Origin of the sequence: Sphingobium rhizovicinum (assembly GCF_042647625.1) — a bacterium.
Lineage (GTDB): Bacteria > Pseudomonadota > Alphaproteobacteria > Sphingomonadales > Sphingomonadaceae > Sphingobium > Sphingobium rhizovicinum.
The window spans coordinates 1,869,971-1,891,380 of sequence record NZ_JBHRVU010000004.1 but is presented as its reverse complement, the minus strand read 5'-3'; the positions used below and the strand labels follow the sequence as shown (position 1 = coordinate 1,891,380).

General features: G+C 62.6%; 21 protein-coding genes. 10 read left to right on the top strand and 11 right to left on the bottom strand.

Annotation, left to right across the window (positions count from 1 at the left end; all coding sequences use genetic code 11):
* Nucleotides 1-177: 177 nt before the first annotated feature.
* From ACFOKF_RS10400 to ACFOKF_RS10365, 8 genes are all read right to left on the bottom strand, one after another.
* Nucleotides 178-1,047, bottom strand: coding sequence for a PAS domain-containing protein (locus tag ACFOKF_RS10400; RefSeq protein WP_380795496.1), 870 nt, complete (start codon nt 1,045-1,047; stop codon nt 178-180).
* A 195-nt stretch (nt 1,048-1,242) separates the two neighbouring features.
* Nucleotides 1,243-1,458, bottom strand: coding sequence for a hypothetical protein (locus ACFOKF_RS10395; protein ID WP_380795494.1), 216 nt, complete (start codon nt 1,456-1,458; stop codon nt 1,243-1,245).
* Between the two features lie 23 nt (nt 1,459-1,481).
* Complete coding sequence (locus tag ACFOKF_RS10390; protein WP_380795492.1) at nt 1,482-2,744, bottom strand: N-succinylarginine dihydrolase; 1,263 nt, start codon at nt 2,742-2,744, stop codon at nt 1,482-1,484.
* Nucleotides 2,741-3,760: an arginine N-succinyltransferase gene (locus ACFOKF_RS10385; RefSeq protein ID WP_380795491.1), complete on the bottom strand. Its 1,020-nt coding sequence runs from the start codon at nt 3,758-3,760 to the stop codon at nt 2,741-2,743. Before ACFOKF_RS10385 ends, ACFOKF_RS10390 begins: the two co-directional genes overlap by 4 nt.
* Nucleotides 3,757-5,013: a hydrolase gene (locus ACFOKF_RS10380; RefSeq protein ID WP_380795490.1), complete on the bottom strand. Its 1,257-nt coding sequence runs from the start codon at nt 5,011-5,013 to the stop codon at nt 3,757-3,759. The genes ACFOKF_RS10385 and ACFOKF_RS10380 overlap by 4 nt, the downstream gene beginning before the upstream one ends.
* 94 nt (nt 5,014-5,107) lie before the next feature.
* Nucleotides 5,108-5,383: an acylphosphatase gene (locus tag ACFOKF_RS10375; protein WP_380795488.1), complete on the bottom strand. Its 276-nt coding sequence runs from the start codon at nt 5,381-5,383 to the stop codon at nt 5,108-5,110.
* Entirely contained in the window at nt 5,383-6,165 is a 783-nt protein-coding gene (locus tag ACFOKF_RS10370) for an NYN domain-containing protein (protein WP_380795486.1), read from the bottom strand. The genes ACFOKF_RS10375 and ACFOKF_RS10370 overlap by 1 nt, the downstream gene beginning before the upstream one ends.
* A gap of 4 nt (nt 6,166-6,169) precedes the next feature.
* Complete coding sequence (locus tag ACFOKF_RS10365) at nt 6,170-6,814, bottom strand: carbonic anhydrase (RefSeq protein WP_380795485.1); 645 nt, start codon at nt 6,812-6,814, stop codon at nt 6,170-6,172.
* 8 nt (nt 6,815-6,822) lie between these two features.
* Here ACFOKF_RS10365 and lipA point away from each other — a divergent pair, with 8 nt between their 5' ends.
* Together lipA and ACFOKF_RS10355 are read left to right on the top strand one after the other, a co-directional pair.
* Entirely contained in the window at nt 6,823-7,833 is a 1,011-nt protein-coding gene (lipA, locus tag ACFOKF_RS10360; protein WP_380795484.1) for a lipoyl synthase, read from the top strand.
* A 7-nt stretch (nt 7,834-7,840) separates the two neighbouring features.
* On the top strand, nt 7,841-8,311 hold the full coding sequence (locus ACFOKF_RS10355) for a type II toxin-antitoxin system RatA family toxin (RefSeq protein ID WP_380795483.1): 471 nt from the start codon (nt 7,841-7,843) through the stop codon (nt 8,309-8,311).
* Here the strand turns inward: ACFOKF_RS10355 and ACFOKF_RS10350 are convergent.
* Together ACFOKF_RS10350 and ACFOKF_RS10345 are read right to left on the bottom strand one after the other, a co-directional pair.
* A complete protein-coding gene (locus ACFOKF_RS10350; RefSeq protein WP_298397165.1) occupies nt 8,263-8,775 on the bottom strand; it encodes a CinA family protein in 513 nt (170 codons plus the stop codon). The two genes, ACFOKF_RS10355 and ACFOKF_RS10350, sit on opposite strands and share 49 nt — an antisense overlap.
* 4 nt (nt 8,776-8,779) lie before the next feature.
* Entirely contained in the window at nt 8,780-9,961 is a 1,182-nt protein-coding gene (locus ACFOKF_RS10345) for a bifunctional 2-C-methyl-D-erythritol 4-phosphate cytidylyltransferase/2-C-methyl-D-erythritol 2,4-cyclodiphosphate synthase (protein WP_380795481.1), read from the bottom strand.
* Between the two features lie 100 nt (nt 9,962-10,061).
* Between ACFOKF_RS10345 and dusB the strand changes: the two genes are divergently transcribed.
* From dusB to ACFOKF_RS10305, 8 genes are all read left to right on the top strand, one after another.
* A complete protein-coding gene (dusB, locus tag ACFOKF_RS10340; protein ID WP_380795480.1) occupies nt 10,062-11,084 on the top strand; it encodes a tRNA dihydrouridine synthase DusB in 1,023 nt (340 codons plus the stop codon).
* Complete coding sequence (locus ACFOKF_RS10335) at nt 11,081-12,190, top strand: two-component system sensor histidine kinase NtrB (protein WP_380795479.1); 1,110 nt, start codon at nt 11,081-11,083, stop codon at nt 12,188-12,190. Before dusB ends, ACFOKF_RS10335 begins: the two co-directional genes overlap by 4 nt.
* Nucleotides 12,190-13,635, top strand: a complete 1,446-nt coding sequence (gene ntrC / locus ACFOKF_RS10330) for a nitrogen regulation protein NR(I) (RefSeq protein ID WP_380795477.1) — start codon at nt 12,190-12,192, stop codon at nt 13,633-13,635. The genes ACFOKF_RS10335 and ntrC overlap by 1 nt, the downstream gene beginning before the upstream one ends.
* A gap of 111 nt (nt 13,636-13,746) precedes the next feature.
* Nucleotides 13,747-16,014 carry a sensor histidine kinase gene (locus ACFOKF_RS10325; protein WP_380795476.1) on the top strand — a complete coding sequence of 756 codons (2,268 nt, stop codon included), beginning with the start codon at nt 13,747-13,749 and terminating at the stop codon, nt 16,012-16,014.
* On the top strand, nt 16,004-17,374 hold the full coding sequence (ntrX, locus tag ACFOKF_RS10320; protein ID WP_380795474.1) for a nitrogen assimilation response regulator NtrX: 1,371 nt from the start codon (nt 16,004-16,006) through the stop codon (nt 17,372-17,374). The genes ACFOKF_RS10325 and ntrX overlap by 11 nt, the downstream gene beginning before the upstream one ends.
* Before the next feature lie 192 nt (nt 17,375-17,566).
* Nucleotides 17,567-18,049 (top strand): RNA chaperone Hfq, encoded by a 483-nt coding sequence (gene hfq / locus ACFOKF_RS10315; RefSeq protein ID WP_298397177.1) that lies wholly within the window; start codon nt 17,567-17,569, stop codon nt 18,047-18,049.
* Nucleotides 18,050-18,112: 63 nt separating this feature from the next.
* Entirely contained in the window at nt 18,113-19,444 is a 1,332-nt protein-coding gene (gene hflX, locus ACFOKF_RS10310; RefSeq protein WP_380795472.1) for a GTPase HflX, read from the top strand.
* A gap of 36 nt (nt 19,445-19,480) precedes the next feature.
* Nucleotides 19,481-20,491, top strand: a complete 1,011-nt coding sequence (locus ACFOKF_RS10305) for a 2-hydroxyacid dehydrogenase (RefSeq protein WP_380795470.1) — start codon at nt 19,481-19,483, stop codon at nt 20,489-20,491.
* Here the strand turns inward: ACFOKF_RS10305 and mazG are convergent, their stop codons facing one another.
* On the bottom strand, nt 20,492-21,271 hold the full coding sequence (gene mazG, locus ACFOKF_RS10300) for a nucleoside triphosphate pyrophosphohydrolase (protein WP_380795468.1): 780 nt from the start codon (nt 21,269-21,271) through the stop codon (nt 20,492-20,494). It abuts the gene before it with no gap.
* Between the last annotated feature and the right edge of the window lie 139 nt (nt 21,272-21,410).

Sequence of the window (21,410 nt, the reverse complement as noted above, 5' to 3'; positions counted from 1 at the left end):
ATGTTCGGATGTTCAAAAATAAACTGCGCAATATACGCAGCAATTGCCGATCAATATGATCGAAAGGCCATGTTAGTGGAGGAAAATCTGACAGCTATGCATTGAGCCTGTCATGTCGATACATATTTTACATGTCAGCAGGGCGAGAATTGGCAATTGGGATTTGGATTGAAAGGCTCAGGATGTCGCCGCAATGTCGGCATTGGGGATGATCACCATAACGGCTCCCTCGGTTCCGTAAGTTCCCTGAAGCTGCACCAGGCTGGCATCGACGGATACAAAATCCCCTCGATTGCTCAGAAACTGGGTCGCGATCCGGCGGTCGCCCTGACCATTCAGCACCTGTTCCAGATTTTCGCGAAGATCACGTCGCGCGGGCATGGCGATCAGGTCGGCCAGGGGCACGCCGATCAGCTTTTCACACGGCAATCCCATCATCGTGCAGAAGCTGTCATCGACGGATTCGACAAAGCCTCGCATCGATATGCGTACATAGCTGACCCCGTCATGCAGAGCCATGGCCTTGAGCAGCGCGGTCTTTATGTCCGCCAACCGATGATGCTGCATATCGTCGGTAATGTCGCGCAGCAGGATCGCTATGCCGGCCCCAAATGGAAATGTTTCGAAATGAAGCCAGCTATCCTTGCGGAACGGCGATGGAATATCCGCCGCGCTCGCTTCGCCAGATGCCAGCGTATGGCGGATATGAGCCTCCGTCACCGCTCCGGCAAACTCGGGAAATGCTTCGAACAGCGACTTGTTTTCCAGTTGCCGATCCCAGCGCTTGGCCATGGAAAGGGCGACAGGGTTAGCGAAGTCGATGACGAGATCATTTCTACAGAGGATAAGGCCCTGATGAATTCGGTTCGCCAGATCCTGCGTGCGGTCGCGGACATCGGTCGGGCCGGTTACGCCGGTCAGTTGGGCATAAGGCTCCATCCCCATCAGGATGTGCGTCTCACGACCATGATGCGTAACCAGCACCGGCTCCCTGGCGCCGATTTCCCGCCAGTGCGCAAAATTCCGCACCAACTCTGCGGCAGTCACGCTTCGACTCCGTCGAGAGTCCGGCATCCGCGAATCCCCTTCTAAATTTCTTGATCTAGATTAACATGTTAATGCATTTTGTTGTCAAGCCGTAGCATGTCCCCCAACAGCTACTGCTGTTGAACGCGCAAATGACTGCATTGTTTCATCCGCTATGGATGAAAGAAGATATGGATTAGCAATCGCGCAATTCAGTCAGATGCCGCGCTGATATTCGATTGCGTCGATGATCTTGCCACCCGCCATGAATACGGCGCCGGAACAGGCCAAAGCCAGTAATTGCCCGCCAATGCCGGGATATTGCTGCATATAGACAGCGCCCCTCTCCGTCGCGCCCAGCGCCAGCGCATAGATGACCATGAACGCCTCGAACTTGGTCTTGATGATGAAGAGGCTCTTGATGCGTTCCATGGGTGTCCGGGGCCCGGCTGTTGTCAGGGAGACAAGTCGCCTGAAAGTTGCAGATGGTCAACAAGAGTTAACCATGCCTGCTCGATCCGCGCAATCAGGCGCGTGTCGCCAAGATCCTCTGGCGCAATGGTTTCTGGCCAGAAATCGGACACGATTCGGGCAATGCCGTCCAACCGTTCCTCATCCACCAGAAAGCGCGGGTCGATGTCCGCCGGATCGGCCACCACCCGTAAGCGAAGGCAGGCAGGGCCGCCGCCATTGGCCATCGACTGCCGCACATCCACCGGCGCCAGCCGCCGGATCGGTCCATTGCCCGCGACCATCTGCTCCAGCCAAGCCCAGACGGCCGGTGTCTGCTGCGCCTCGGTCGGCAGCACCAGCGCCATGCCGCCGCCATCGGGCAGGGTGACGAGTTGCGCATTGAACAGATAGGATTTGATCGCATCGGTCAGGCTGACCGCGCTAGCCGGCACTTCTACGATCTCTACGCAGGGCAGGATGGCCCGCAGCGCGCTATAGAAAGCCGCCTTGTCCGCAAAGGCCAGTTCATGGGTGAACAGGACATGCTCATTGGCTACTGCCACCACATCATTGTGGAAGGCCCCGGCGGCGATCGCCTCCACCGATTGTTCGACAAACAGGGTGCGCGCCGGGTCAAGGCCATGGATACGCGCGATCGCCTTGCTCGCCTCCACATGCTGGCGTGCCGGGAATGCGCCGCCAGACCGGCCATAGACAAAGATTTCAACACCTTGTTCGCCATGGTTTTGCGTCAGTCGCATATGATTGGCCGCGCCCTCGTCGCCAAAGGGCGCGGGGATCGGATCATGCACGGCAAAGGCGCGTTCATCGGAAAAGGCGATGCGCAACTGCGCCAGCGTCTGCGGCCATTCATGGCTGCGATGCGGCATGGTGACGAGGTTCGCGACGGTCAGGTGGGTGCGCCCGTCCGCCGTATCACTTGCGGGAGAAACGGTTGCGGCATTGGCCGCCCACATGGACGAAGCCGACATGGCGGCCGCGCGAATATGCGGATCGGCATTGCCGACATCGGTGCCCAGCTTGCTCAACCAGGTGACGTCCGGCCGCCATTGCGGCAGGAAAACGCCCTGCGTCAGCCCAAGCCGGATGTTGCCGCGCATCTTCTCCAGCCCTTGCAGGGCGGCGGCGCGGGGATAGGAGGCTGCGCCCGCATTGCGCGCTGACGCCAGATTGCCCAGGCTCAACCCCGCATAATTATGGCTAGGGCCAATGATGCCATCGAAATTGATTTCCCTGACGCTCATGCCCGCCCCGCCATGGTGAAGCTGTCCCCGATCTCGATCTTCAGTCGCGCGGCGCTGGCCGCATCGAGCGACACGGCGCCATCGCCATCCTCCTGCACGAAACCCCAGGTGCAGCGATAATCCGCCAGCGTGCCGGTGGCGATCAGCATCCGATCGCCGCCCTTGTCGTGGGTGGCGGACAGCGTGATGTCACGCGCCGCCGCGATCGTCTTCAACTGGTCGATCTGCCCCACCATCGTCGGCCCGCCATCGAAAATGTCGACATAGCCGGCATTGTCGAAGCCTTCGGTTTCCAGCATCCGCATCGCCGCCCGGCCATTGGGATGGGGCAGGCCGATGACGGCGCGCGCGCTGTCGGTCAGCATCGCGGTATAGATGGGCGTCTTGGGCATCAGGTCAGCGATGAACTGATTGCCGTTCACCGCATTAAACTCGTCCGCCTCCTGGAAACTCATGCCGAAGAAACGCCCGGCCAGCCCGTCCCAGAAGGGCGATCCGCCCGCTTCGTCGATCACGCCGCGCAATTCGGCCAGCACCTTGTCGCCAAAGCGGCTGCGATGGGCGCGGATATAGAGATAGCGGCTGCGCGCTAGCAGCAGCCCCAATCCTTCCGCCCGTTCGCGCGGATGCAGAAACAGCCCGCCTACCTCCGCCGATCCTTCCAGATCGGTGGTGAGCGACAACATCTGCGCGCGGAAGGTGCGGCCCAATTCCCGGCTATGCTGGGTCAGAACGCCCAGCCGATAGGAATAGAAAGGCCAGCTTTGCCCGACGGTGGAGAATATCTGGCATGTGCCGCGCACCTGCCCGGTTTCGACATTTTCCAGCACCATGACGATCAGTTCGTCCTCAATGCCGTTGCCCTGCCGCGCCAGCGCGGTTTCGGTCCGTTCCAGCTTGGCGGCCAGCGCCTTTCGGTCAGGCGGCAGATTGGTGAAGCCACCGCCGGTCAGCTTGGCCATTTCATACAGCGTCTGCAAATCGTCTGCGCGCGCGATGCGCATGATGAAGCTCAAGTGGTCATCCCCTCTATCTTGTCCTGCCCTGATTGAAATTGGCCCGGCCGAAATTGCCCCTGCGCAATCCGCCATATGGCCAGCGCCGACAATTGCGCCCGTTCGGGCAAGCTGTCCGTCAATAGAAATTCGGCATCGCTATGGATGCTGCCGCCGCGCACCCCCATCGTGTCCACCACCGGCACGCCGCAGGCGGCGATATTATTGCCGTCGCACACGCCGCCCGTATCACGCCAGCCAATGGCCAGCCCCAGATCGGCGCCGCATTGCCGGACCAGTCCGAACAGGCGCTCGGCCTTTTCGTCCATGGGCTTGGGCGGGCGACCAAAACCGCCGTGCAGATGCAGGCTGACGTCATGATTGCGCGCGACGTCCGCCATCTCTCGATCGATCAGCGCCCGGGCGACGATCTCGTCCTCCGGCGTGCGCGGGCGGAAATTGACTCTCAGCACCGCATGATCGGGCACGACATTATTCGGGCTGCCGCCGTCAATCCTGGCGGGGTTGCAGGAAAAGCCGATCCCGCTCCCGGCTTTCAGACGCAGCGCCAGATCCGCCGCCGCCAGCAGGGCGTTGCGGCCTTCTTCGGGATTGCGGCCGGCATGGGCGCTGCGGCCGATGACGATGATCGAAAAATTGCCGCTGCCTGCGCGCGCACCGGCCAGCGTGCCATCGGGCAGGGCCGGCTCATAAGTGAAGGCGGCGATCTTTCCGGCGGCTGCCTCCCTGAGCAGCGCGGCAGAGGAGGCGCTGCCGACTTCCTCATCGCTGTTGATGATGACGTCATAACCGATCTTCACCGCCGCGTCAGACGCTTCGATCGCTGTCAGCGCCGCCAGCATGACGGCAATGCCGCCCTTCATGTCGGCGACGCCGGGGCCATTCAGAACACCCGGTTCCAGCCATTGCTGCTGCTGAAAGGGATGATCGGCGGCAAAAACCGTATCCATATGCCCGGTTAGCAGCAAACGGATGGGGGCATCGGGCCGCACCGAAAGATGAAGGTGGCGGCCATGGATGATGGTCTGGATGCGTCCATCGGCCAGCACGGTGTCGACCGGGGCAGGATCGATCAGGCGCAACGCGCCGGGCAAGGCGGAGAAGGCGTCCGCCAGATGGTCCGCCATCTGGGCCAGCCCGTCCAGATTGCGCGATCCGCTATTGATCGCCGCCCATTGCTGCACCTGCCGCAGCATCGGCGCCGCCGCTGCACGGTCCAACAGGCTCTGTTCGGCAGGGGACAGAATAGTCATGAGGAAGGTCTAACAGAGGCCAGTCGCGGCCTCCACCCCTTGCGACAGCTTCTTGCACGATCGTGTAACTTTTGTTCGCAAGGGCGGCGACGGTTCAGGCGGTCGCCCGCTGCGCAAATCCGCTCATTCCCTCGACGGGTGCATCTTCGACATCGATCCGCGCCACATTGGCGGCCGGCGGGCCTTGCTGCGCCAATGCGACGAAGCGGTCGATTATGTCGGCATCCCCTTCCAGCATGGCTTCAACGCTGCCATCCATCCGATTGCGGACCCAGCCGGCCAGCGCCAGATCGCGCGCGGTCGCCACCGTCCATCCGCGATACCAGACGCCCTGCACCCGGCCATGGATCATCAGGTGGCGTGCGATCATCACTTGATCCGCTTGATCCAGGTCTGGCCGCCCTCGCGGACTTCGGTGATGAAATTGGGAATGGCGGCCACCAGATCCGACAGGCGCTTGAAGCCATAATTGCGCACGTCGAAGCTGGAGCGATTGCCCACGCGCTGCCCGACTGGACCCAACGCCACAAAGCCCCGCTCGTCGCGCTTGGCTTCGTCATAGGCGTCGATCAGCAGGCGCACGACTTCGGGGTCGACTGCCGGCTCCTGCTGCGCCTTGGCCGGGGCAGGGGCGGCGGGGGTAGCCGTCTTGGCGGCAGGCGGCTTCGCCTTCGTCACCTTTGCCGCCGGCTTGGCAACCGCCACTTGCGCCGTCTTTAGCGCGCCGACGTCAATGAAGCGCGTACAGGCGCGGCGGAATCCCTCCGGCGTATTGGCCGTGCCAAAGCCATAGACCGGAATGCCCTCTTGCCGGATGCGTGTGGCCAGCGGGGTGAAGTCGCTGTCGCTCGACATCAGGCCAAAGCCGGTGATCCGTCCCGACGCCATCAGGTCCATGGCGTCGATCGTCATCTTCATGTCGGTGGCGTTCTTGCCCTTGGTCAGATCGAACTGCTGCTGCGGCTCGATCGCCTGCGCGATGGAGAGGGCCGCCCAGTTTTTGAGCGTCCCCTTGCTCCAATTGCCATAGGCGCGGCGGACATTGACCGTGCCCAGTTCCGCCAAAATGGTCAGCACCGGGTCAAAATAATCCGCCGATGCATTGTCGGCATCGATCAACAAGGCGACATTGCCGCTCTGGATGCCGGCCATGGGTTCAGGTCGCTGCGGGGCTGAAGGCGCCGGTCGATTCGTCCAGCAAATGCAATTGCCCGTCCGCGATCGCGAAGAAGGAGCCGATCAGCTTCAACTCGCCCGTCTTTTCCTTCGCCCGCACGCAGGGGAAGCTGCGCAGATTGGCCAGGCTGACCTTGACGCCTTCCTGCTCCATCGCGCGCTCGGCATCGCGGTCGCGCCGCTCGCCATATTCGCCGATCACCACTTCGCGCGCGTCATCCAGCAGGCTGATCCAGTTATGGACGAAACCGCCTTCGCCCGGGGCCGCATCCTTCAGGTCATGGCTCAGCGCCGCCTTGCAGCCGCCGCATTTGCCATGGCCCATCACGACGATTTCGCCCACCTTCAGCACCTGCACCGCAAATTCCAGCGCCGCCGACACGCCATGATGGCCCGGCGTCGTTTCGAACGGAGGCACCAGCGCGGCGACATTGCGCACGACGAAGATTTCGCCCGGCGTCGTGTCGAATATCTGGGCCGGGTCGACTCGGCTGTCGGAACAGGCGATCACCATCACCCGCGGGCTTTGCCCTTCATTAAGTTCATCCCAGCGCTGGCGCTGGCGCGCCCAGCCGGTTTCACGAAAGCGGCGATAGCCTTTGAGCATGTCGGTAAAGTCGGTCATGGGCAAAGATGTGCCGCACAAAGTCAGGACTGGCAAGAGCGGCCCGGCATCGCTATCTGGGGCACATGAACGACATCAGCCCGATCCCGACGCCGGAAAAGCCCGTCAACACCCCGGAGCGCGCCCGCAAGCCCGACTGGATTCGCGTCAAGGCGCCGACCAGCAAAGGCTATAATGAAACGCGCCAGCTGATGCGGTCCAAAGGTCTGGCGACGGTGTGCGAGGAAGCGGCCTGCCCGAACATCGGCGAATGCTGGACCAAGAAGCATGCCACGGTGATGATCCTGGGTGATGTATGCACCCGCGCCTGCGCCTTCTGCAACGTCAAGACCGGCATGCCGCGCAAGGTCGACGTCAATGAACCGCAGAATCTGGCCGATGCCTGCGCTGAAATGGGGTTGGAACATATCGTCATCACCTCGGTCGATCGCGACGACCTACCCGACGGCGGCGCATCGCAGTTCGTCAAGGTGATCCAGGCGCTGCGCCGCACGACGCCCAACACGACGATCGAAATCCTGACGCCCGATTTCCGCAACAAGCATGAGCGCGCGGTCGAAATGATCGTCGCCGCCCGGCCGGATGTCTATAACCATAATCTGGAGACGGTGCCGCGCCTCTACCCGACCATCCGCCCCGGCGCGCGCTACTACGCCTCGCTGCGCCTGCTCGAATCGGTCAAGAAACTCGATCCGTCGATCTTCACCAAGTCGGGCATCATGCTGGGGCTGGGCGAGGAGCGTCTGGAAGTCCATCAGGTGATGGACGACATGCGCTCTGCCGACATCGATTTCCTGACCATGGGGCAATATCTTCAGCCCACGCCCAAGCACGCCAAAGTCATGGAGTTCGTCACCCCGGCCGCCTTCAACGCTTATGCGGCGATCGCGCGGGCGAAGGGCTTCCTGCAAGTCGCGTCCAGCCCGCTGACGCGCTCCAGCTATCATGCCGGCAAGGATTTTGCCGAAATGAAGGCGGCACGCGACGCAAAACTCGCGAAGGCGGCGGCGAAGGTCTGATCTTTCCATGCCCAGGCATCAAGAGACCCGCCAGCTTCCCTATACGCCGACCCAGATGTTCGACCTTGTGTCGAATGTCGCCGCCTATCCGCAGTTTCTGCCCTGGGTGAGCGCGATCCGCGTCCGCTCGGATGGCGAGAGTGAGATGATCGCCGACATGATCGTCGGCTTCAAGGGCGTGAAGGAAAGCTTCACCTCGCGCGTGCACAAGCATCGCCCCGACCATGTCCGCGTCGATTATCTCGACGGCCCCCTGAAGCATCTGCACAATGAATGGCGCTTCCGGGACGACGGGCAGGGCGGGGTGCTGGTCGATTTTGAGGTCGAGTTCGAATTCAAGAACCGGCTGTTCGAAATGCTCGCTGGCCAGTTTTTCGACAAGGCGCTGCGCAAGATGATCGGCGCGTTCGAAACCCGCGCCGCCGATCTTTACGCCCCTTCGGGCAGCAGCAGTTCCAACGCACACAGCGCCGCCTGAAGGCGCACGCCGCCCCGGCCGTTATTTTCGAAATGATGCATGTCGGCCACGACCTTGTCGGGGCTGGCGCCGCGCTCTGCGCGCGCGAAGACGACGGTGCCGACCGGCTTTTGCTCGCTGCCGCCGCCCGGCCCGGCAATGCCGGTGATGGCGACCGCGACATGGGAATGGCTCTTGTTGAGCGCGCCCTGCGCCATGGCCCATGCGGTGGCGATGGACACCGCGCCGAACGTATCCAGCACATCATGCGAAACCTTTAGAAGTTCCGCCTTCATGTCATTGGAATAAGTGATAAAACCGGCATCGAATACGTCCGATGAACCCGCAATTTCGGTAAGCGCAGCCGATACAAGGCCGCCGGTGCAGCTTTCCGCCACCGACACCGTGCGCCCGGCGCGGCGGTTGGCGATGATCACCTTTTCGGCGAGTGCGACCAATTCGGCCGGTAGGACAGTGTCGATCATCGGATCAGGATAGCGCGGGAAGGGAGAGGGTGGCAACCGCCTGCGCGGCAATGCCTTCGCGGCGGCCGGCAAAGCCCAGCCGCTCGGTCGTCGTCGCCTTCACGCTGACCCGGTCGACCGACACCGACAAAATTTCGGCGATCCGCGCGCGCATGGCGTCGCGATGCGGGCCGATCTTGGGCGCTTCGCAGATGATGGTCAGGTCGATATGTTCGATCCGGCCGTCCCGCGCCGCCACCCGGTCGCGCGCATAGGCCAGGAAACGGTCGGACGATGCGCCGCGCCATTGCGGGTCGGATGGCGGAAAATGGCTGCCAATGTCGCCCTCCGCCAGCGCGCCCAGCATGGCGTCGACAATGGCATGGATCGCCACATCGGCGTCGCTATGTCCGGCCAGCCCCCGGTCATGCGGCACCAATATGCCCGCCAGCCAAAGCTCTTCATTCGCAGCAAGTCGATGCACATCATAGCCCATGCCCACCCGCGTCGAACGCGGCGTCGCATGGCGCGCCTCCGCCCGGTCGAAATCCTGCGGATAGGTCAATTTCTCAAGCCTTTCATCGCCTTGCACCAAAATGACGTCATGGCCCCAGGCGCGCAATATTTGCGCATCGTCGGTCGCCTCGCGCCCTTCGTCCCAACCGCGATGGGCCGCCAATATGCTGTCGAAGCGAAACGCCTGCGGCGTCTGGACGCGATGCAGATCGGCGCGGTCCACGCCATCATGCATGACATGGCCCGTGCCGCGCACCAGCGTATCGGCGACGGGCAGGGCAGGGATCGCCCCTTCCGCAGCGTCCAGCGCCTTGAGCAGCCTGTCGATCACCACGCCCGGCAGGAAAGGGCGCGCCGCATCATGGATCAGCACAATATCCGCGCCGTCAGCCGCCGCAATCGCCTCAAGCCCCGCCCACACGGACCCGCGCCGGCTGTCCGCTCCGGTGACGAACATCGCTGCCCGATCGCCCAGCAAAGCGCGCGCTGTCGGCTCCTGCCCGTTGCTCAGCACGATATGGATCGCATCGATGGCGTCATGCTTCGCCAGCGCGTCATAGGCATGCGCCAGCACCGCCTTTCCCGCGATCATCCGAAATTGCTTTGGCGCCTCGCCACCGGCCCGGCTTCCCTGGCCAGCGGCGACGATCAGCGCGACGATCCTGCGGTTTGCTGTCATGGCCCGGCGCATAGCGGGTCATGGGACGGACCGAAAGGGGGCATGCCTTGCCGCCATCGTCCTTTTCCGCTAAAGGCTGCCTGTTTTTTAGGCAGTATTTCGAAACACACTCATGCGCACCCTTGCTCCCATCGCCATCGGCCCGATCACCATCGACATGCCGGTCGTCCTCGCCCCGATGACGGGCGTCACCGACATGCCCTTCCGCACGCTGGTCCGTCGCTATGGCTGCGGCCTCAACGTCACGGAAATGATTGCGTCGGCCGCGATGATCCGCGAAACGCGCCAGTCCCTGCAAAAAGCCGCCTGGCATCCGCTGGAAGAGCCGGTGTCTATGCAATTGGCGGGTTGTTCGCCCACGGAAATGGCTGAAGCCGCCAAGCTCAACGCCGATCGCGGCGCCGCGATCATCGACATCAATATGGGCTGCCCGGTGAAAAAGGTCGTCAATGGCGACGCCGGCAGCGCCCTGATGCGCGACCTGCCGCTCGCCGCTTCGCTCATCAAGGCGACGGTGGAGGCGGTCGATGTGCCCGTCACGGTCAAGATGCGCATGGGCTGGGACCATAGCAGCCTCAACGCCCCCGAACTCGCCCATATTGCCGAGGATCTGGGTGCAAAGCTCATCACCGTCCATGGCCGCACCCGCAACCAGATGTACAAGGGGTCGGCCGACTGGGCGTTCGTGCGCACGGTCAAGGATGCGGTGAATCTGCCGGTCATCGTCAATGGCGACATCTGCTCGATCGAGGATGCCGACGCCGCCCTGGAACAGAGCGGCGCGGATGGCGTGATGATCGGTCGCGGCGCTTATGGCCGGCCCTGGCTGATCGGTCAGGTCATGGCTTGGCTGACTGATGGGACGCGCCTGCCAGATCCAACGCTGTCTGAACAATATCAGGCGATTATAGGGCATTATCATGCAATGCTCGAACATTATGATAATTACACGGGCGTCAACATGGCCCGCAAGCACATCGGCTGGTACACCAAGGGCCTGCCGGGATCGGCCGAGTTCCGCCATGCCGTGAACCAGGAGCCGAGCGCCCAGACCGTGCTGGACATGCTCGCCCGCTTCTATGAGCCGCTGATCGCCACCGGCCTGCATCCCGCGGAGCTGCGCAGGGCTGCATGAGCGGCGCTCTGACGTCCGTTCCGCCGCTTCGCATGCAGCAGGACGGACCATCGCTGGGCGAACAGATGACCGCGCTGCCGGTCGCCACGCTTATCGTCAAGCCGGACAACAGCATCGCGGACGCCAATGTCCGCGCCGAAACCCTGCTCAACATGGCCCGTTCGGCGATTATTGGCAGCGATGTTGCCCGCACTATCCGCATTGCGGAGGCAGGGGCGCGTTTCGACATCTGGCATAATAATAAGCCGATCGCAGCCTATGACATCAAGGTCCATGCCGGCCGCACCGCCGAAATGGAGGTGGACCTGATGATCGCGCCGATCGTGGATCATGATGGCTGGCGCGTCGTGTCGCTCCATGCCCAGAGTCAGGCACGCAAGATCGGCCATCGCGGTTCGGCCGGCGGCGCGCGATCGGCCATGGGCGCCGCCGCCATTTTGGCCCACGAAATCAAGAACCCGCTGTCGGGTATCAGAGGCGCGGCGCAGCTTCTGGAATCCAGTCAGGGTGGGCGTGACGCAGCTTTGACCCAATTGATCTGCAACGAAGTCGACCGGATCGCCGCCCTGATCGACCGGATGCAGGATTTTACGACCGATCGCACCCTGGAATGTCGGCCTGGGAACATCTATCCGCTGATCGACCGGGCGGCCGGTATCGCTGCTGCTGGATTTGCAAAAAATATAAAGATCATAAAACATTATGATCCATCATTGCCATTTTCCAACATCAACGATGATGCGTTGGTGCAGGTGATGATAAATCTCCTGAAAAATGCGGCAGAAGCGCTTGATAATACGGACAAGCCCCGTATTCGCGTTGAAACCGCTTTCCGCCACGGCGTGTCCGTCGTGGTCGGCGACGGCAAGGGCAGCGCGGTGCTGCCGATCGAAATTCTCGTCATCGACAATGGACCCGGCGTGCCCGAACATATTCTCGACCATTTGTTCAATCCCTTCATCACCGGCAAGCGCGACGGGCAGGGGCTGGGGCTGGCGCTGGTGGACAAGCTGGTCCGCGACATGAGCGGCTTCGTGCAATATTCCCGTGATGTGGAGGCAGGCGAATCCACCTTCCGCATCCTGCTGCCGATGGGTATGGCCTGATGGCGGCGACCGGCACGATCCTGGTCGTGGACGACGATCCCGCCATTTGCGTGGTGGTGGGCGAAGCGTTGCGCCGGCAGGGCCATAAGGTGAAGACCGCCGCCTCCATCCGCGAGCGGGCGACCCTGATGGAAAGTTTCGCGCCCGATGTGCTGATCACCGACGTCATGCTGCCCGATGGCGACGGACTGGACGGCGTGGCCGACATTATCGAAACCCGGCCCGACCTCAACGTCATCGTGCTGTCGGCGCAGAACACGCTGAACACCGCGATCCGCGCCACCGAAAAGGGCGCGTTCGAATATCTGCCCAAACCCTTCGACCTTAACGAACTGACCCGCGCCGTGGCGGATGCGCTCGGCACGCGCCAAAGCGCTGGGGAGGCGGGTGAGGAGGGCGGCCTGCCCCATGACGGCCTGCCACTCGTTGGCCGCTCGCCGGCGATGCAGGAAGTCTATCGCACCATCGCCCGCGTCCTTTCCAATGATCTGTCCATATTGGTGTTGGGCGAATCGGGCACGGGCAAGGAATTGGTGGCCGAAGCGATCCACAGTCTGGGCCAACGCCGCACCAAGCCTTTCGTGCCGATCAACATGGCCGCCATTCCGCGCGAACTGATCGAGGCGGAACTATTCGGCTATGAAAAGGGCGCCTTCACCGGCGCCCATGCCCGCACCGCCGGCAAGTTCGAACAGGCGCAGGGCGGCACTTTGTTCCTCGATGAAATCGGCGACATGCCGATGGAGGCGCAGACCCGCCTGCTCCGCGTTCTCCAGTCTGGCGAAGTGACAACGGTCGGCGGGTCGAAGCCGGTGCGGGTCAATGTCCGCATCATCGCGGCCACCAACAAGGATTTGCCGCAGTTGATCGAGGAAGGGCGCTTCCGGCAGGATCTTTATTATCGCCTCAATGTCGTGCCCATCGCTCTCCCGGCGCTGCGCGAACGGCGCGAAGATGTGATCCTGCTCGCCCGACATTTTCTGGAGCGCGCCGCTCAGGAAGGCTTGCCGCGCAAGGCGTTGGCCGATGACGCCGCGCAATTGCTGATGGTCTGGCACTGGCCGGGCAATGTGCGCGAATTGCAGAATATGATGCAGCGCCTGTCGGTGCTCAGCCGCGAAAATGTCATCACGGCGGACATGTTGCGAAACATGCTGCCGATTGATGCCGTGCCTGCCGACTATGCTGCTCCCGCCGATCAACTGGCGCATGCAGTGCGCGACTGGGCGAAGCGACAGGTCGGCATTGGGCTGGGCCAGCCGCAACGCAGCCTGCACGACGATTTGCTGGCCGTCGTCGAGCCAATTCTTTTGCAGGAAGTGCTGGCGAGTGTGGACGGCAACCAGATTCGGGCCGCCGGTCTGCTGGGCATCAACCGCAATACCCTGCGGAAAAAGCTGACCGACTATGGGCTTGATCCGTTGCAGTTGCGCCTGAATGATTGATCCTGATCAGTCGCAAATCAGGACGAACCGACGGACTGCGTCGACCAACGACATGCCTGACTATAAAATACTGTGTTTGAACGGGCACGGGGTTGTTGTAACAAAGCCACTATGAGCGGCGCGACGACAATCCCCCGGCGAGCATCGGCATGGCGGAGGCATATTCCGCTTTTCCTGCGCAAGGGACGCCTGGCTGCGCTTGCGGAAGGAGTGACGCTGGCGGTGCTGCTTGCGATGGCGGCGCTGACCTATCACCTCCTGTCTGGCGGTCGGCAATCCGACACGCTGCTGACGCCGCCCATCGTCGCCCTGTTGCTGGTGGCCAACCTGTTGCCGGCGATCGCTCTGCTGATGCTGGTGGGGCGCCGCGTGGCCAAGCGTCGCGCCGCGCAATCCGCCATTGGCAGCGACGGCCAATTACACGTTCGGCTGGTCGCCATTTTCTCGATCGCCGCCAGCGTGCCGACCATATTGGTCGTCATCTTTGCCTCGCTGCTGTTCCAATATGGCGTTCAATTCTGGGCGTCGGACAGCGCGCGCGGCATGCTCCAGAACGCCAGCGACCTTGCGCGCGGCTATTATGAGCAGAATTTGAGCGAGGTGCAGGACGAAACCATCACCATGGCGGGCGACCTGCGTGCCTATCTGGGCCAGTCCCCGGTCTCCAGCCCCAAATTCGCCGAAGGCTATCTCTATCAGGTCGTCACCCGGAAACTGAACCGCTCCTCCATCATAGAGGTTGGCAAGGACGGCATTGCCCGCACCGCCGCCGCCGTGGAGCCGGACAAGCGCGCCGCGTCGGACATATTGACCCCGGAAATCGTCCGCCGTCTCGCATCGGGCGAAGCCGCGGTAGTGCAGGCCCGGCCCAACCAGATCGAAGCCGTGACCCTGCTCTATCCGGGCAGCAAGATTTACCTCTACGTCACCCGCAGCGCCGACACATCCTCCTTCAGCAACGTCGCGCGCGCGCAGAAGGTGATTGCCGACTATGACGTCTTCGCCGCCCAGTCGCGCGCCTTGCAGTTGCGCTTCAACATCGCGCTATTCCTGGGATCGCTGCTGCTGGTCGGCATCGCCGTCTATATTGCGCTGGCTGTCGCCGACTGGATGGTGCGCCCGGTCAATGAACTGGTGACGGCCGCCCGGCGCATTACCGCAGGCGATCTGTCCGCCCGCGTCACCAGTCCCCAGACCCGCGACGAAATCGGCACGCTCGCCTCCGCCTTCAACCGCATGACGCAGAGGCTGGAGGCGCAGACCGGCGCGCTGGTCGCCGCCAACAGTCAGCTGGACGAACGCCGCGCCTTTATCGAGGCGATCCTGTCGGGCGTCACCGCCGGCGTTCTCTCCGTCGACCTCAAGGGCGAGATCCTGCTGCTCAACAGTTCGGCCGCCGCCATATTGGTGGAGGAGGGGAACGATCCCGTCGGTCGTCCGCTCGCTGAAGTGTCCCCGGAACTCGCGGATTTCGTCGCATCGGACGAAGATTCGGGCATCGTGCAGGTACGCGCTCATGGCGATCTGCGCACGCTTGCGGTCAAATTGTCGCAGGACGGCTCGCGCCATATTCTGACCTTTGACGACATCACCCAGCAATTGTCCGATCAGCGCCGCGCCGCCTGGTCTGACGTCGCACGCCGCATTGCGCATGAGATTAAGAACCCGCTCACCCCGATCCAGCTCGCCGCAGAACGGCTCCAGCGCCGCTATGCCGAGGAAATTACCAGCGACAAGGCGACCTTCACCCGTCTGACCGGCACGATCGTCCGTCAGGTGGGCGATCTGCGGCGGATCGTCGACGAATTTTCCTCCTTCGCGCGGATGCCCAAGCCCGTGTTCCGGCGTGAGGCGATCGGCGACATCGCCCGGCATGCGCTGTTCCTGCATGAGGTCGCGCATCCCGACATCCGCTTTGAATATCAGGCCGACGCGCCCGATCTGGAACTGGTCTGCGATCGCCGCCAACTGGGGCAGGCTTTGACGAACATTGTCAAGAATGCTGTGGAAGCCATTGAACCAAAAGGACAACCGGACGAAGGTGGTCCGCGCGGCCATGTCCGCATGACGCTCGCGCAGAAGGAAGGCGATCTGATCATCACCGTGCGCGACGACGGCATCGGCTTGCCGCCCGAACGCAACCGGATTTTGGAACCTTATATGACGACGCGGACCAAGGGGACGGGTCTTGGCCTCGCCATCGTCAAGAAGATTGTCGAAGAGCATCTGGGGGAGATACGCTTCGACGATGCGGAAGGGGGCGGCGCATGCGTCACCCTCCGCTTCGCAGCGGGGGCGCTCGAAAAAATGGAAGAGGGACAGGTAATCGCCATGCCCCAGGGTAAAATGACGGGAAAAGTGACAGCCAATGGCGCTTGATATTCTGATAGTCGACGATGAAGAGGATATTCGCGATCTGGTCGCGGGCGTCCTTGAAGATGAAGGCTTCACCACCCGCACCGCCGCCAACAGCGACAGCGCGATCGATGCGCTGGACTCGCGCCGCCCCTCGCTGGTGCTGCTCGACGTCTGGCTTCAGGGGTCGCGCATGGACGGGCTGGAATTGCTGGACGAAATCAAGCGGCGCGACCCCAGCGTGCCGGTGCTGATGATTTCGGGTCATGGCAATATCGACACGGCGGTCGCCGCAATCCGCAAGGGCGCGGCCGATTTCATCGAAAAGCCGTTCGAGGCTGACCGGCTGCTTCACCTCGTCGCCCGCGCGACCGAGACGGAGCGGCTCCGCCGCGAAAATCAGGTGCTGCGCGCCCGCTTCGGTCAGGATGATGAACTGACCGGCACCTCCGCCTCGATCAATGGCGTGCGCGCCACGATCAAGAAGGTGGCCGGCACCGGCAGCCGCGTCCTCATTTCCGGCCCCGCCGGCGTCGGCAAGGAAGTCGCCGCGCGCATGCTCCACAGCTGGAGCGGCCGCGCGGATTCCCCTTTCATCATCGTCGCCGCCGCGCGCATGGACCCCGATCGGGTGGAAGAGGAGCTATTCGGGATAGAAGACCCCAGCGGCCTCGTTCGCCCCGGCTTCCTGGAGCAGGCGCATGGCGGCACCCTTTATCTCGATGAAATCGCCGACATGCCGCTGACCACGCAGGGCAAGATATTGCGCGTCCTCACCGATCAGAGCTTCACCCGCGTCGGCGGCCAGCGGCAGGTGAAGGTTGATGTTCGCGTCATTTCCTCGACCGCGCTCAACCTTTCGGCCGAAATCGAGGAGCGTCGCTTCCGCGAGGATCTCTTCTATCGCCTCAACGTCGTGCCGCTCGCCATCCCGCCCCTGTCGGAACGGCGGGATGACATCCCGCCGCTGGTCGAACATTATCTGGCCCGCTTCGCCGCCGATCGTCGCGTGTCGCCGCCCGAAATCGCCAGCGACGCCATGGCCGCGCTTCAGGCCAATGAATGGCCGGGCAATGTTCGTCAGTTGCGTAATGTCATTGAACGCACGATGATCCTGGCGCCCGGCGACCGCATCGGCCGGATCGAACTCGACATGCTGCCTTCTGAACTCACCAGCGGCGGCGGCGGGGAGGGGATTGGCCAGTCCGCCATCATGGGCGCGCCGCTCCGCGAAGCACGGGAAAGTTTCGAACGCGAATATCTGCGCATCCAGATCCGTCGCTTCTCCGGCAATATCTCGCGCACCGCCACCTTCATCGGCATGGAACGGTCGGCGTTGCACCGGAAGCTCAAATTGCTGGGCATTACCGAAGGCAAGGAATGACGGCTCTTCTGCAAGGCTTTGATGGCAAAGCTTTGCAGAAATGCGCCGAAACCTTTCTCCGGCCATGGACGCCTCTTCGCAATTGCGGTAGAACTGCCCCGCGCCTCCGGTCCGCGGAGGCAGGCAAGACACCCTGCTTAAGGGTGCGAGAGCGGGTAACGTCCCGCCAAGAATATAGGACTGGCGAAGACCATGGCCGATAAAGTGAACAATCTTCAGGACATTTTCCTGAACAGCCTGCGCAAGAGCAAGACCCCCGTCACCATGTTCCTGGTCAAGGGCGTGAAGCTTCAGGGCATCATCACCTGGTTCGACAATTTCTCCGTGCTGCTGCGCCGCGATGGCCAGTCGCAGCTCGTTTACAAGCATGCGATTTCCACCGTCATGCCGGCCCAGTCGATGGACCTGACGGAACTGCGCAAGACCAGCGACGGCAACGGCCGCTCCAAGCTGCTTCAGGAAATCTTCCTGTCCGCCGTCCGCAAATCGGGCAGCCCGGTGACGATGTTTCTGGTGAACGGCGTCATGCTTCAGGGCGAAATCGCCGCCTTCGACCTGTTCTGCATGCTGCTCGAACGCGACGGCATGGTCCAACTCGTCTACAAGCACGCCATTTCGACGGTCCAGCCGCTCCATGCGCTCGACCTGACTGGCGAGAACGAACAGGACGATTGATCGCCTGCGTTGCCGGTCCGCTGATCCAGTGGACCGGCGCGTCGCGAGATGCTTTAAGCCGCCATGGCCATATTCAACCGCGACTCCGATGATGAAGTGGCGCGCGGCGCGCGCGCCGTCGTCGTTCATGCCGAAACCCATAATGCCGACCGTCGGGATAGTGACGCCCGGCTGGAGGAAGCGCGAGGCTTGGCCCTCGCCATCGGCATCGATGTGCGCGCGGCGCAGGCGTTCCGCGTGCGCGATCGCAAGCCCGCCACCCTGTTCGGCAGCGGTCAGGTGGATCAGATCGCCACCCTCGCCCGGCAGGAAGAGGCCGAACTCATCATCGTCGACAACAGCCTGTCGCCGGTGCAGCAGAGCAATCTGGAAAAGGCGTGCGAGGCCAAGGTGATCGACCGCACCGGACTGATCCTGGAAATCTTCGGCGAACGCGCCGCCACCAACGAAGGCCGGTTGCAGGTCGAACTTGCCCATCTCGATTATCAGGCCGGCCGCCTTGTCCGCAGCTGGACCCACCTTGAGCGGCAGCGCGGCGGCTTCGGCTTCCTTGGCGGCCCCGGCGAAACCCAGATCGAGGCGGATCGCCGCATGATCCGTGATCGCATGGCCAAGATCCGCCGTGAACTGGATCAGGTCACGCGCACCCGCGGTCTGCACCGCGCCCGCCGGCAACGTGCGCCTTGGCCGGTGATCGCGCTGGTTGGCTATACCAACGCGGGAAAATCCACCCTTTTCAATCGCCTGACCGGCGCTGACGTCATGGCGGAAGACCTGCTCTTCGCCACGCTCGATCCCACCATGCGCCAGATTGCGCTGCCCGGCCTCGACAAGGCGATCCTGTCCGACACGGTGGGTTTTGTGTCCGATCTGCCGACCCAACTCATCGCCGCCTTCCGCGCCACGCTGGAAGAGGTGCTGTCCGCCGACCTCATCGTCCATGTCCGCGACATTGCGCACCCGGATACGGAGGCGCAGCGCGACGATGTGCTCGATGTGCTGGGTGAACTCGACGTCGTGGGCGAAAATGCGGACGAGGAAGCCCCGACCATCATCGAGGCATGGAACAAGCTCGACCTGCTTGGGCAGGAAGAGGAAGCCCTTGTCCGCGAGCAGGCGGCACGCCGGGATGACGTCATCATCCTGTCCGCCCTGACCGGCGAGGGGGTGGAAACGCTTCAGCGCGCGATCAGTGACCGGATGACCCGCGGCGCAAAAGTCTATGGCCTACGCCTGCCGGTGGCGGACGGGGCGGCGCTCGCCTGGCTGCATGAGCATGGCGAAGTCCTGTCGACCACCATCGAGGAGGAAGAAACCCGGGTGGAAGTGCGCCTGTCCGACGCCGCCTTTGCTCGCTTCGCCAAGCGCGGACAGGGTATAAATCACGACGCCTAACGGCTATTCTGGCTCCCACGCCATGGGAGCCAGATCGTGAAAGTCGCTGTTTTCAGTACCCATCCCTTCGACCGCCGCTTTTTCGATGCGGCCAACGCCGCATCGGGCGACGCGCAAAGCTTCACCTATCTGGAAGCCCGGCTGGACATGCAGTCCGCGCCGCTGGCCGCCGGGCATCAGGCGATTTGCGCCTTCGTCAACGACCGGCTCGATCGTCCGACGCTGGAGATATTGGCCGGGCAGGGCGTTCGCCTGCTGGCGTTGCGCAGCGCCGGCTTCAACCATGTCGATCTTCAGGCCGCCGCTGAACTCGGCCTCGCCGTCGCGCGCGTGCCGGCCTACTCGCCCGACGCCATCGCCGAACATACGGTGGCGATGATCCTGACCCTCAACCGCAAGATCCACAAAGCCTATAATCGGGTGAGGGAGGGAAATTTCGCGCTCGACGGCCTGCTGGGCTTCGATCTGCGCGGGCGGACTGTCGGCGTCGTGGGGACGGGCAAGATCGGCCTCAATGTCGCCCGGATCATGCGCGGTTTCGACTGCACCGTGATCGCGCATGATCCTTATCCCGATGAAGCGGGCTTGTCGGCGATTGGCGGCGCCTATGTCGACTGGCCGGACCTGCTCGACCGTTCCGACATTATCTCGCTCCATTGCCCGCTGACGCCCGGCACCCGCCACCTGATCGATGCCGCCGCGATCGCCCGGATGAAGCCCGACGTCATGCTCATCAACACCAGTCGCGGCGGCGTGGTCGATACGCGCGCTTTGATCGACGGGCTGAAAAATGGCCGGATCGGTTATGTCGGCCTCGACGTTTATGAAGAAGAGGAGGGGCTTTTCTTCTCCGACCTGTCGGATCAGCCGATCCGCGACGACGTCTTTGCCCGGCTGCTGACCTTCCCCAATGTGCTGATCACCGGGCATCAGGCCTTTTTCACGCGGGAAGCGCTGACCGGCATCGCCGAAACCACCATCGCCAATATCGCCGCGTTTGAAACTGATGGCGCGCCGCTCTATCCGGTCACGGCGCAGGGCGGTTAATCACCCCGCCTTTTCCTGCACTTTCGCCCGTTGCCACAACTCTTCCTGTTCATCGAGAGAAAGGGCCGCAAATTGTTCGCCGGCCATGTCCTCCATCGCCCGGAACCGCCGGTCGAATTTGTGATTGGCCTTACGCAAAGCCGTTTCAGGGTCGATCTTCAGATGCCGTGCGAGGTTGACCACGGCGAAAAGCAGGTCGCCGACTTCTTCTTCGCGATGCTCCTGGCTTTGCGCCTCGCGCACTTCGTCCAGTTCCTCGATGACCTTTGCAATGACCTGGGCCGTATCGGGCCAGTCGAAGCCGGTGCGCGCCGCCCGCTTCTGCAATTTCTCGGCGCGCAGCAGGGCGGGCAGGGCGCTCGCCACGCCGGCCAGTGCGCTCGGGTCCGGTTCCTTCTCGGCGCGCTCGGCCGCCTTGATGGCCTCCCATTGGGCATGGCCATCCTCGCGGCGCGCGCCTTCGTCAAAGACATGCGGGTGACGGCGGATCATCTTCTGCGTGATCGCGTCGATCACATCCTGCAACGCGAAATGGCCGGCTTGCTCGGCCATGCGGCTGTGGAACGCCACCTGAAGCAATAGGTCGCCCAGTTCGTCGCGCAGGTCGGCCATGTCATTGCGCTCGATCGCATCAGCAACCTCATAGGCTTCCTCGATCGTATAGGGCGCGATGGACGCGAAATCCTGTTCGATGTCCCATGGACAGCCCGTATTGGGATCACGCAACCGCGCCATGACATTGGCAAGCGGCATGATGTCGGCGGGACTGGCTTTAGACATGGTGGAAACCCGAACTGAAATGGACGTAACGCCGCGATAGGGGCTGCGCGGAGGGCTGAACAGCCCCTATCGGCATCCCTTATATAAAGTCCGATAATAAGGATTATGTTAAACTTATATCCCTATTACGCATGTACGT

Bases quoted from the DNA above. Each gene is read 5' to 3' on its own strand.
- ntrX (WP_380795474.1), top strand. From the start codon at position 16,004: ATGGCGCTTGATATTCTGATAGTCGACGATGAAGAGGATATTCGCGAT.
- hflX (WP_380795472.1), top strand. From the start codon at position 18,113: ATGGCCATATTCAACCGCGACTCCGATGATGAAGTGGCGCGCGGCGCG.
- ACFOKF_RS10395 (WP_380795494.1), bottom strand. From the start codon at position 1,458: ATGGAACGCATCAAGAGCCTCTTCATCATCAAGACCAAGTTCGAGGCG.
- lipA (WP_380795484.1), top strand. From the start codon at position 6,823: ATGTGCCGCACAAAGTCAGGACTGGCAAGAGCGGCCCGGCATCGCTAT.
- mazG (WP_380795468.1), bottom strand. From the start codon at position 21,271: ATGTCTAAAGCCAGTCCCGCCGACATCATGCCGCTTGCCAATGTCATG.
- ACFOKF_RS10390 (WP_380795492.1), bottom strand. From the start codon at position 2,744: ATGAGCGTCAGGGAAATCAATTTCGATGGCATCATTGGCCCTAGCCAT.
- ACFOKF_RS10355 (WP_380795483.1), top strand. From the start codon at position 7,841: ATGCCCAGGCATCAAGAGACCCGCCAGCTTCCCTATACGCCGACCCAG.
- ACFOKF_RS10335 (WP_380795479.1), top strand. From the start codon at position 11,081: ATGAGCGGCGCTCTGACGTCCGTTCCGCCGCTTCGCATGCAGCAGGAC.
- ACFOKF_RS10365 (WP_380795485.1), bottom strand. From the start codon at position 6,814: ATGACCGACTTTACCGACATGCTCAAAGGCTATCGCCGCTTTCGTGAA.
- ACFOKF_RS10370 (WP_380795486.1), bottom strand. From the start codon at position 6,165: ATGGCCGGCATCCAGAGCGGCAATGTCGCCTTGTTGATCGATGCCGAC.
- ACFOKF_RS10325 (WP_380795476.1), top strand. From the start codon at position 13,747: ATGAGCGGCGCGACGACAATCCCCCGGCGAGCATCGGCATGGCGGAGG.
- ACFOKF_RS10345 (WP_380795481.1), bottom strand. From the start codon at position 9,961: ATGCGCCGGGCCATGACAGCAAACCGCAGGATCGTCGCGCTGATCGTC.
- ACFOKF_RS10375 (WP_380795488.1), bottom strand. From the start codon at position 5,383: ATGATCGCACGCCACCTGATGATCCATGGCCGGGTGCAGGGCGTCTGG.
- dusB (WP_380795480.1), top strand. From the start codon at position 10,062: ATGCGCACCCTTGCTCCCATCGCCATCGGCCCGATCACCATCGACATG.
- ACFOKF_RS10350 (WP_298397165.1), bottom strand. From the start codon at position 8,775: ATGATCGACACTGTCCTACCGGCCGAATTGGTCGCACTCGCCGAAAAG.
- ACFOKF_RS10380 (WP_380795490.1), bottom strand. From the start codon at position 5,013: ATGACTATTCTGTCCCCTGCCGAACAGAGCCTGTTGGACCGTGCAGCG.
- ntrC (WP_380795477.1), top strand. From the start codon at position 12,190: ATGGCGGCGACCGGCACGATCCTGGTCGTGGACGACGATCCCGCCATT.
- hfq (WP_298397177.1), top strand. From the start codon at position 17,567: ATGGCCGATAAAGTGAACAATCTTCAGGACATTTTCCTGAACAGCCTG.